11 protein-coding genes and 1 rRNA gene are annotated in these 9,384 nt (G+C 36.3%); 4 read left to right on the top strand and 8 right to left on the bottom strand.

The window, feature by feature from the left end; genetic code table 11:
• Positions 1 to 126 (bottom strand): 16S ribosomal RNA (locus BN1225_RS14485); the annotation flags it as partial.
• Positions 127 to 377: 251 nt separating this feature from the next.
• Positions 378 to 2,543: an ATP-dependent helicase gene (locus tag BN1225_RS03770; RefSeq protein ID WP_041138451.1), complete on the bottom strand. Its 2,166-nt coding sequence runs from the start codon at positions 2,541 to 2,543 to the stop codon at positions 378 to 380.
• 136 nt (positions 2,544 to 2,679) lie between these two features.
• On the opposite strand from BN1225_RS03770, the gene BN1225_RS03765 reads away from it, so the two are divergent.
• The 3 genes from BN1225_RS03765 to BN1225_RS03755 all read left to right on the top strand — a co-directional run bounded on the left by BN1225_RS03765 (position 2,680) and on the right by BN1225_RS03755 (position 3,842).
• Positions 2,680 to 3,027: a helix-turn-helix domain-containing protein gene (locus BN1225_RS03765; RefSeq protein ID WP_082029266.1), complete on the top strand. Its 348-nt coding sequence runs from the start codon at positions 2,680 to 2,682 to the stop codon at positions 3,025 to 3,027.
• 124 nt (positions 3,028 to 3,151) lie between these two features.
• Positions 3,152 to 3,487 (top strand): helix-turn-helix domain-containing protein, encoded by a 336-nt coding sequence (locus tag BN1225_RS14010; RefSeq protein ID WP_052466309.1) that lies wholly within the window; start codon positions 3,152 to 3,154, stop codon positions 3,485 to 3,487.
• Positions 3,488 to 3,524: 37 nt separating this feature from the next.
• Entirely contained in the window at positions 3,525 to 3,842 is a 318-nt protein-coding gene (locus tag BN1225_RS03755; protein ID WP_041138449.1) for a hypothetical protein, read from the top strand.
• A gap of 20 nt (positions 3,843 to 3,862) precedes the next feature.
• Here BN1225_RS03755 and BN1225_RS03750 read toward each other — a convergent pair whose 3' ends face one another.
• The 6 genes from BN1225_RS03750 to BN1225_RS03730 all read right to left on the bottom strand — a co-directional run bounded on the left by BN1225_RS03750 (position 3,863) and on the right by BN1225_RS03730 (position 7,842).
• Complete coding sequence (locus BN1225_RS03750; RefSeq protein ID WP_041138448.1) at positions 3,863 to 4,558, bottom strand: pseudouridine synthase; 696 nt, start codon at positions 4,556 to 4,558, stop codon at positions 3,863 to 3,865.
• On the bottom strand, positions 4,549 to 4,854 hold the full coding sequence (locus tag BN1225_RS03745) for an MGMT family protein (RefSeq protein WP_041138447.1): 306 nt from the start codon (positions 4,852 to 4,854) through the stop codon (positions 4,549 to 4,551). Before BN1225_RS03745 ends, BN1225_RS03750 begins: the two co-directional genes overlap by 10 nt.
• Positions 4,855 to 4,856: 2 nt before the next feature.
• Positions 4,857 to 5,621 carry an alpha/beta hydrolase gene (locus BN1225_RS03740; protein ID WP_052466307.1) on the bottom strand — a complete coding sequence of 255 codons (765 nt, stop codon included), beginning with the start codon at positions 5,619 to 5,621 and terminating at the stop codon, positions 4,857 to 4,859.
• Between the two features lie 23 nt (positions 5,622 to 5,644).
• Entirely contained in the window at positions 5,645 to 6,109 is a 465-nt protein-coding gene (locus tag BN1225_RS03735; RefSeq protein ID WP_041138446.1) for a hypothetical protein, read from the bottom strand.
• Positions 6,087 to 6,245: a hypothetical protein gene (locus tag BN1225_RS14710; protein ID WP_156133045.1), complete on the bottom strand. Its 159-nt coding sequence runs from the start codon at positions 6,243 to 6,245 to the stop codon at positions 6,087 to 6,089. Before BN1225_RS14710 ends, BN1225_RS03735 begins: the two co-directional genes overlap by 23 nt.
• 94 nt (positions 6,246 to 6,339) lie before the next feature.
• The gene (locus tag BN1225_RS03730; protein ID WP_041138445.1) at positions 6,340 to 7,842 is read right to left on the bottom strand and encodes a carbohydrate-binding domain-containing protein; all 1,503 of its coding nucleotides are present in this window, start codon (positions 7,840 to 7,842) and stop codon (positions 6,340 to 6,342) included.
• Positions 7,843 to 8,041: 199 nt separating this feature from the next.
• On the opposite strand from BN1225_RS03730, the gene eno reads away from it, so the two are divergent.
• Positions 8,042 to 9,331 (top strand): phosphopyruvate hydratase, encoded by a 1,290-nt coding sequence (gene eno / locus BN1225_RS03725; protein ID WP_041138444.1) that lies wholly within the window; start codon positions 8,042 to 8,044, stop codon positions 9,329 to 9,331.
• Positions 9,332 to 9,384 lie beyond the last annotated feature (53 nt).

Genomic DNA, 9,384 nt, shown 5'->3' with positions numbered 1-9,384 from the left:
GTACAGCCAGGTTGCTTATGTCTTACTCACCCGTTCGCCACTCATCACCAAGGTGATGCGTTCGACTTGCATGTATTAGGCACGCCGCCAGCGTTCATCCTGAGCCAGGATCAAACTCTCCATGATACTTTATATCATCAATCTGTTTTTCTTTGACTCTTTTGTCTTCTGACTTTTGTTTCTTTTTTTCTTCTCAATTTTCTTTCTTTCGATCGAAATTGTTTGACGTGTTCTGTTCAGTTTTCAATGGTCTCCGCGGCCCTTGATCGGACTGCCTGTTTATATTACCACGTCCTTCCTCTCTTGACAAGTCTTTTTTATTATTTTTTAATTTTTTTGTCAAAATATGTATTTCTTCTCTATAAACAAAAAGAAACTTATGAATCAAGTTTCTTTATTGCTTTATGATTTTTAATCAATGTCTTTATCCCAAAGGGAACTGCAAAAGCAACATCAATCATATTGCCATCAATCTTTACCACCACTCCCTTACCAAACATCTGGTGTTCTAAAAGATCTCCGACTTGCATATCCGTAATCCCGTTATCCCCGATTCTTTCACTCATCGTTTCTTTAACATTAATATAGTCACTTGTTTTATATTGCTGTCGTTTCCCATGATGGTCGACCCCATCCATTCCTATTTCATCAATAAAACGTGATGTCAGCTTAGGACTGTTCGTTACAAAGCTAAAGCCCTGACTGTCACAAAGATACAATTTCTTTTTCGCGCGTGTAAAAGCAACATAGGCTAAACGACGTTCTTCCTCTAAACCATCATCTCCACTTTCGGCAACGCTTCTGAAACTTGGAAACACATCATCCGAAAGTCCCACAACAAATACGTAGTTGAATTCCAAACCTTTAGACATATGAATAGTCATCAGTGAGATGTATTCACTCTCGTCTGTGTCATTGTCCTGAAGATTAGACAAAGGAATTTCTTGCAGGAATTCTTCCAATACATTTTCACCGTCATAACGACGCATGAAATCTGCCGCCATATTTTTAACTTCCAATACGTTTTCAATACGAGCATCTTCATTTTCCAGTTTCAACATATCCATATAACCCGAATCATGAAGGATAAGATCATATGCTTCGACTAAATCAATCTGACCATAATCAATGCCTTCTTTAACTTTCTCCAATAATGTAAGTAAAGAAGTCAAATTCTTTTTCACTTTTGCTGATAGACCCATTTCTCCCATATGATCTTTTAAGCTATCATAAATACTCATCTCATTCGCTAAAGCAAACGACGTTATTTTCTCCATTGTCTTTTTTCCGATTCCACGTCCCGGTACATTGATAATACGATTCATTGCCAAATCGTCATGAAATGCAACAAGGCGCATATACGATAAGACATCTTTGACTTCTTTACGATCTGTGAATCGCAGTCCGCCAAAGATACGATAATCCATTTTATTTCTTAATAAAGCCTGTTCAATTGGACGTGACAAATAGTTAGCTCGATAAAGAATTAAAAAATCATGATAGTTAACCCCTTCTACGGAATCAATGATCCGATTAATCTCATCCACGACAAACTGAGCTTCCTCCTCCTGACTGCCGCCACTATAATGCACGATATGATCCCCTGCATCTAATTTAGTAAACAAATCTTTTTCTAATCGGTTGCGGTTATGACGAATTAACGTGTTGGCACCATTTAATATATTTTGAGTAGAGCGATAATTCTGATTCAAATACACTGTTACTACATTTTCATAATCTTTATCAAAATCAATAATATAGTTAACATTTGCACCCCTAAATGAATAAATCGTTTGATCCGGGTCCCCTACTACACACACAAAGTTATGATTGCCTCCTAAATATTTCACAATAGCATACTCTACTTCACTGACATCTTGAAACTCATCGACATGAATATACTGAAAACGGTGCTGCCACGTTTCCAGTGCCAAAGGGAATTGTTTGAAAATTTCCAATGTTTTTAGCAATAAGTCATCAAAGTCCAAACATAGTTCTTTCTGTTGATAAGCCAGATATAACTCATATACTTTCGCTTTTAGTTTTTCTCCACGAAAATCCCCGGCAAGCTTCATTGCTTTTTCAGGTTCAACTCCTCCACGCTTGTAACGACTGATTAATGAAAGCATACTTGAATAGCTAAATGTTTTCACATCTATTTCTAACTGACTGTATATATCCTTTAAAATACTTTTTTGATCTTCTGTATCAATGATCACAAAATAACGCGGGTATCCTAATAAATGAATATGTTCTCTTAAAATACGCACACATAATGAATGGATCGTACAAATCGTAGACCCTAAAGTTGAGCCATCCAGCATTCGCTCAACACGACTCTTCATTTCATTAGCCGCTTTATTTGTAAAGGTAATCGCTAGAATTTTTCGAGGATCTACCCCTATTTCATTGATTAGATAAGCAATACGATAAGTTAAAACACGTGTTTTTCCAGATCCTGCTCCCGCAATGATCCTGACATTGGCATCTACCTTCGTTGCCGCTAAATATTGTTGTGGATTTAATTCTTTTAATAAGTCCATTTTTATCACCGCCTTTATTATACAAGAAATTCATGTATAAAGATACCAATAGATACCAAAAATAATAATACGTTTAAAGTCAACATTGATTAAATATGCCGTAGTATTTAAAACAGTTTCGATTTATCTTTAATGTATGAGAGGTGATGAAAGAATGGAAGAATTAAACTTAGCGGTTGTAGGCAGACGCCTTAAATCTCGTAGAAAAGAACTAAAGATTTCCCAAGAACAAATGCATTTGGATCTTAATATGACCATTTCTTTCATTTCCAAACTTGAAAATGGCAAAACCAGCACGACCCTAGCCATGATGACTTCAATTTGCCAGTATCTAAACATGGATTTATCGGATGTCGTTCGCGGTATTAATCCTCAAGGTCCTAAATATCTTGAAGATGAGTTTGCTTTGCGTATCGAATCTCTCAATTCTAAACAAAGAGAATTGGCCCTTGCTTTACTAGATGCCATCATTAACAATTCGTAATCAAGCTCTCCTTATTATTAAGGAGAGTTTTTAAATAATAGGTTTCAAGTCAATATTGATGAATAAGTATATAGAATTATGTTGGATTTCACTTTATCTTAAATAATAGATAGGAGGAAAAAAGATGGATAATGTCAATTTGAAAGTAATCGGTAACCGATTAAAAGCAAAAAGAAAAGAATTACATATTACTCAAGACACTATGGCTGAACAATTAAAGATTACCACCTTTTTTATCTCTCGTATAGAAAATGGAAAGTCAAACATGTCCCTTTCTGTTCTTAATGATTTATGTCAGTACTTAGAATTAGATATGGCAGAAGTGGTAAGAGGAACTAATCCCGGTAAGAAAAACTATTTGGACGAAGATGTTGCCAAAAGATTAGAACAGCTTTCCCCTAAACAAAAAGAAATGCTTTTAGATATTATGGATACCTTTATAAAACACTCCAAAGATTAGCCATTTATGCTATAATGGGTAAAAGGAGTGTTTTTTTATGCAGAAAATTATTATACATATGCTTTTAAACAGTGAAGAGGAAACAGTTTATGAACACATCAAACAAATCCTAAAAAATCAGACAGCCATAGAAATACAAGATTTATCTTTTTCACCTATGCGGCCTTATGCGAAAATTGCGGATTATGCAGAATTAGCCATCAGTTTACGTATTCAAGAAGAACGGCTGGAAGATTTGAAAACATTTCTGGCGAGCTACTGGCAAGGGGAAGATGCAGAAGATATTGAAACAGATCAGATCATGGCAGATTTATTTGATTCGCATGTCTATTATATGAATTTACAGGTATTATAAAACGATCCGCAGATCGTTTTTTATTTTGCTGTTAATTGTTCTATTTCTTTTTCATCTAAGCATTTATATTGTCCTAAAGCCAACGAATCATCTAAATATAAATGATGTATGCGAATACGTTTTAATGTAAGTACTTGATTATGTATAGACAGAAACATTTTTTTAATTTGATGATAACGTCCTTCACTGATAATGACTTTTACATGATAATCATCCAAGATCGTTAGTTCTGCCGGCTTTAGCTGAACATTTTGATCGATAAATAGTCCCTCCGCAAATGCTTGAACCGCTACTTTTGAAATAGGATCACGCAGTGTGACTTCATATTCTTTTTCAACGTGCGACTGAGGCAATGTAATTCGTTTTATAGTTCGCGTGTCATTGGTTAATATCATCAGACCAGTAGTATCCCGATCCAATCTTCCCATAATGCGCAGACTGTCTTTACGAGGATGTTCAATAAGATCCATGATCGTTTTTTCATGCGAATCTTTTAATGCACTCAAAATTCCCGCAGGTTTATTGACCATCAGATAAAAATAAGGTGCTTCGGTAATTCTGCTTCCCATTAAACATACTTTATCTGTTTTAGATACATCTTGTTTTAAAGAAGCGGCTTTATTTCCATTCACTGTGATTGCATGTTGTTTCAACAGCTGCTGAATTTCTTTTTTAGAAAATTGTTTCGTTAACTGCAAATATTTATCTAATCGCATCCGACTCTCCACTGACATTTTTTCATATCAACATTACCGTTTTCTTTAAATATAACCTGTTCAGCTTCTAATAATGCCCGTTGATTTTCCCAGCCGGGAACCAAGCGACCGGCAGAATTGACCACCCGATGACAGGGAAATTCGCCAAAATAAGAAGCATGACTCAATATCTTTCCAACTAAACGTGCATTTTTAGGGCGATCTGCTAAGACGGCAAGCTGTTTATAGCTCGCTACTTTGCCTTTAGGAATTTCTTGAACGATGGATAAAATTAAATAGACTAAATCTTGATCCACGATTAGACCTTACGTTTTTTCCCTGCATAAAAATCACTGCGATCCAACCAATCTAAAAAGCGCTCTGCTTCCATATCCCAAAAACGCCATTCATGGGTATATCCCTCTACAAAATCAACAGTGACAGGCACCTTATTATTTTTCAGATATTCAACCAGTTGAACATTGGCATCGTAAAGGAAATCTTCTTTTCCACAAGCAATATATATCTGAGGGAAGGTCTGCTTGGTTTCTAAGAGGTGCTTGATAATATTCATCACATCATAAGCGCCCTCTTTTCCGTTGAGCATGGATACCGCACCGGAAAAAGAACCGATTGCATGAAAACGTTCCGGATGAGTTAAACCATGCACCAAGGTTCCATAGCCTCCCATTGACAATCCCGCTATATAAGTATCTTCTTTTCGTGTGGAAACGGGAAACATCGATGCAACGAATTCGGGTAATTCTTCACTTAAAAAATCATAGTAATGATCTTCCTCACTTACATTATTGTATGCTTTGTTTTCTGCCGACAACATCACGACTGCCATGCTGCGTTCTTCCGCATAAAGCTCAATTTTGCTGTAGCCTGCCCATGTTGCATGATTATTCCCATAGCCATGCAGTAAATACAAAACCGGATATTTTTCTTCAATCACATGCGTTGGTTTTTGCTTTGGGTCCATCATTAACGATTCCGGGATTGTTGTGGTCGGAATAATGACAGTAATATCTACCGCTCTTTTTAATACATAAGAAATAAAATTACAGGTTAGTCTTGCCATATTTTTCTCTCCTTTGTTTTTCTTTATTGTATCACCTTTTTAGATTGGATTCCCCATTTTTTTAATAAAGTTCGGCATATTTCAGGTAAAACGTAGATACTTAAAATCAGTACAATGACTTGCAGTTTGATATCATATTCAATCGCCTGTAGTGTGGTGTAAAAATTTCCCAGATAAGGAATGGAGACGACGGCTTGTCCGATAATTCCATTTTCACTGATAGTTTCCTGATTATCCAGAATAATAGTCCGAGTCACCGGATTAATCAAAGCCGCAGATTGGATAGAAACTTGATTTTCCTTGTCCTTAATCAACAATCGTGTATCTGTTTGCAAATGGTCAAACGTGATGGAACGACTGTAAATCAAAGACCAAGGCGATGTAGGTGAAACATGGAGATCAAAGCCTAAACAAACCGGTAAAAAGATAAAAAGTATGATGAATACACAAAGGAGAAGCAAACATTTATTGATTATTTTTTGAATCATAAACCTCATACCATCCTTCCTGCTGCTGATGATGAACTAAACGTGAAATTTCAAAAGCATAGTGAGTGATATACATAACAGCCATCACCATGACCATCACCAAGACTGCCATAATAATTCGATTACTTTTAGACATAATTTTCACCCCTTGTTTCTTTGCTTATGATTATATCTGTTTGATTATAAAATAATTGTCGTATCAAGAAAAAAAACTTCTCATATAAGAAGTTTTAATAGCGAATGGGACTATAAGCCGTATATAACGTGATTTCACCATAAAGCTGATTATTGATATAAATCAAATAGGTATCTCCTAAACTTAACTTTACCGTTGAAATCATCATTGTTTGGAAAGCTTTCAAACTTGTATATTCAAAAATATTATGATCATTATTATCTTTGATCATAATCGAGGTTCCCGTAGCAAAGGACTTTCCCAATGTAATCAATAACCCTGCCTGTTGAGACTCCGGTATCGGCAACTGTGTCGGACCGCTCATATCCAGGGAACAAAAGATGCCCCCGTTCATTTCATAAGCTTGGCTACAGACAAGCGCCTGACTTTGTGAATGGGTTGGTCCGTTTAAATAGACTGTCCCCCCTTGCATCTTCATTGTCCCCTCAATATTAAACCCAATGCTTCCGGCATCTATAATAATATTTCCGTTTTGAATCAGCAGATTTCCTGCCTGCTCATTTTTTTCAATGATGTGCAAACCATCCACTGTACTCATAATATTCAAAGTTCCATCGTTGACATCCAAAGAATGTGCCAATAATCCTGTTTGACTGTTGTCTATTCTTAACGTTCCTCCGTAAACAGCGAAATGATCTTTTACGGAAATACCGATTTCTTCACTGTTTAGTGTAAAAGCCCCTTGATATATAGCGAGGTCATTTGCTTCCATGCATCGTTTTTTACTGTCAAAAAGATAGGTTCCATCACGAATCGTCAGCAACTCTTCGGCAATAAATCCATTTTCCTGACTTTCTACCGTCCACATTCCCTGTGTAATATCCATCCATTCTGCCGCCATTGCCGTTTTTTTGCTTTCCAACAAGAAAGTCCCATCCTGCACAAAAATCGTTTTCCCTTTAATGGCTGTATCGTCACTTTGAATCGTATAATCGGCTTTTTGCAACACCATTTGATTGAAACTGACACACCCATTATAAACAGCATCGATAATATACCGACCGGATTCGATCGTCATGTTTCCTTTCGTCTCAATCCCATTTTGATAACGCCCTTCAATTTCAAGCAGTCCCTTTCCTTTTAAAGTCAGATCACATTGGCTATAGATAACAGCCGTCGCTCCAATATCATTCAGAAGATAGTTTTTGGTATCTTTTAATTTATTTTGAGTATCTTCTTTTGTTGTGAGAGTCACTGCCTGAGCAGAGCGAATAAGAATAGGACTGTTGTTTTGGCATGTTAATTCTAATCCGGCAAATACTAATTCCACCGGCTGATCACCAGCATCTATGATCACTTGACCATCCATACTTTCCCCCGTTAAAGCATAAGTTCCGCCGGTATGAATCGTCACTGTATTTCCATTCACCTGAATTCCTTCCCCTTTTGTTTGAATCGGTGTTCCAAATTCAACGTAACCATTATAATCATGGATATTGATTTCTGAAGGAAAATGAGGCTGAGGCTCCTGCTGACAACCGGTAACGATCAAACATATCATCAGTCCTAAATAGATTTTTATCATTTTATGTGACATTATTTACACCACCATCTCTTGTATTTATAGTCAAAGTATACCCGCTTCTTTTTAAAATTTATCCTAAATCGGTTATTGTTCGCAAAAAAGAGGAAAATCGCAAAAATGTTAAATGCATATAACTTTTATATTTCGACAATCTCCTGTATAATTTATTTAGTTTTAGGAACAATATTAATAAAAGAGAGGAGAAACAATTATGTCAACTATTATACGTATAGAAGCAATGGAAGTTATAGATTCTCGTGGAAATCCCACGATTGAAGTTGTCGTAGAAACCAAATCAGGAGCAATCGGATGTGCCATTGTGCCTTCGGGTGCCTCTACAGGAAAATTTGAAGCCCATGAATTACGAGATGAAAATGAAAAACGCTATCTTGGTAAAGGGGTTTTGAAAGCCGTTAAAAATGTTAATGAAACCATCAGCAAACATTTATTAGGAAAAGATGTTACAAAACAAAAAGAAATTGATCAAGCCTTAATTGAATTAGATGGCAGTAAGAACAAAGTAAAATTAGGAGCCAATGCTATTCTGGGTGTATCTTTAGCCGTAAGCAAAGCGGCTGCAAATTACTATTTCATGCCTTATCATCAGTATATCGGCGGAATCAACGGTTATGTCCTGCCTACTCCTATGATGAATATTATCAATGGTGGGATGCATGCGGCAAACAGTATTGATTTCCAAGAGTTCATGATCGTCCCGACTGGTGCGAAAACATTCAAAGAAGCCTTACGTCAAAGCATCGAAGTATTCCATCATTTAAAAGCCATTTTGAAAAGTAAAAATCATGTTACAGCGACCGGAGATGAAGGTGGATTTGCCCCTAATCTTTCCAGCAATAAAGAAGCGATTGAATTAATCGTTGAAGCGATCAAAGCCGCTAATTATGAGCCGGGAAAAGATTTCTACATTGCACTGGATGTTGCCAGCAGTGAATTTTATGAAGATGGAACATACCATTTAACCGGTGAACATCGTACCTTAAGTTCTATTGAATTGATTGACTATTATAAAGAATTGATCAAAGCTTACCCTATCATTTCTATTGAAGATGGTTTAGATCAGGAAGATGAAGCCGGATGGAAAGAATTAACCAAACAACTAGGAGACAAAGTTCAGTTGGTTGGCGATGATTTATTTGTTACTAATCAGGAACGTTTACAGCATGGGATCGATGAACATATCGCAAACTCAATCCTAATTAAACCTAATCAGATCGGAACTTTATCGGAAACGATTGAAACCATTATGTTAGCTAAGAAAAACGGTTATACAACGATCATGAGTCATCGTTCCGGTGAAAGTGAAGATACAACAATTGCTTCTTTAGCAGTCGGTTTAAATACGATGCAGATCAAAACCGGATCACTTTCACGAAGTGAACGTATCGCTAAATACAACGAATTGCTTAGAATTGAACATTATTTAGGTGATCGTGCTGTTTATTTAGGGATGGACGCTTATCAAATAAAATCCAACAAATAAGTTGGATTTTTTTTCATTTTCGTTATAATAATATCCATAAGGGAGAAAGAAAT

Origin of the sequence: Beduini massiliensis (genome assembly GCF_000829905.1) — a bacterium.
Lineage (GTDB): Bacteria > Bacillota_I > Bacilli_A > Erysipelotrichales > Coprobacillaceae > Beduini > Beduini massiliensis.
The sequence above is the reverse complement of the archived record's forward strand: the minus strand, read 5'-3'. Positions and strand labels throughout refer to the sequence as shown.

Bases quoted from the DNA above. Each gene is read 5' to 3' on its own strand.
- BN1225_RS03770 (WP_041138451.1), bottom strand. From the start codon at position 2,543: ATGGACTTATTAAAAGAATTAAATCCACAACAATATTTAGCGGCAACG.
- BN1225_RS03765 (WP_082029266.1), top strand. From the start codon at position 2,680: ATGAGAGGTGATGAAAGAATGGAAGAATTAAACTTAGCGGTTGTAGGC.
- BN1225_RS14010 (WP_052466309.1), top strand. From the start codon at position 3,152: ATGGATAATGTCAATTTGAAAGTAATCGGTAACCGATTAAAAGCAAAA.
- BN1225_RS03755 (WP_041138449.1), top strand. From the start codon at position 3,525: ATGCAGAAAATTATTATACATATGCTTTTAAACAGTGAAGAGGAAACA.
- BN1225_RS03750 (WP_041138448.1), bottom strand. From the start codon at position 4,558: ATGCGATTAGATAAATATTTGCAGTTAACGAAACAATTTTCTAAAAAA.
- BN1225_RS03740 (WP_052466307.1), bottom strand. From the start codon at position 5,621: ATGGCAAGACTAACCTGTAATTTTATTTCTTATGTATTAAAAAGAGCG.
- BN1225_RS03735 (WP_041138446.1), bottom strand. From the start codon at position 6,109: ATGATTCAAAAAATAATCAATAAATGTTTGCTTCTCCTTTGTGTATTC.
- BN1225_RS14710 (WP_156133045.1), bottom strand. From the start codon at position 6,245: ATGTCTAAAAGTAATCGAATTATTATGGCAGTCTTGGTGATGGTCATG.
- BN1225_RS03730 (WP_041138445.1), bottom strand. From the start codon at position 7,842: ATGTCACATAAAATGATAAAAATCTATTTAGGACTGATGATATGTTTG.
- eno (WP_041138444.1), top strand. From the start codon at position 8,042: ATGTCAACTATTATACGTATAGAAGCAATGGAAGTTATAGATTCTCGT.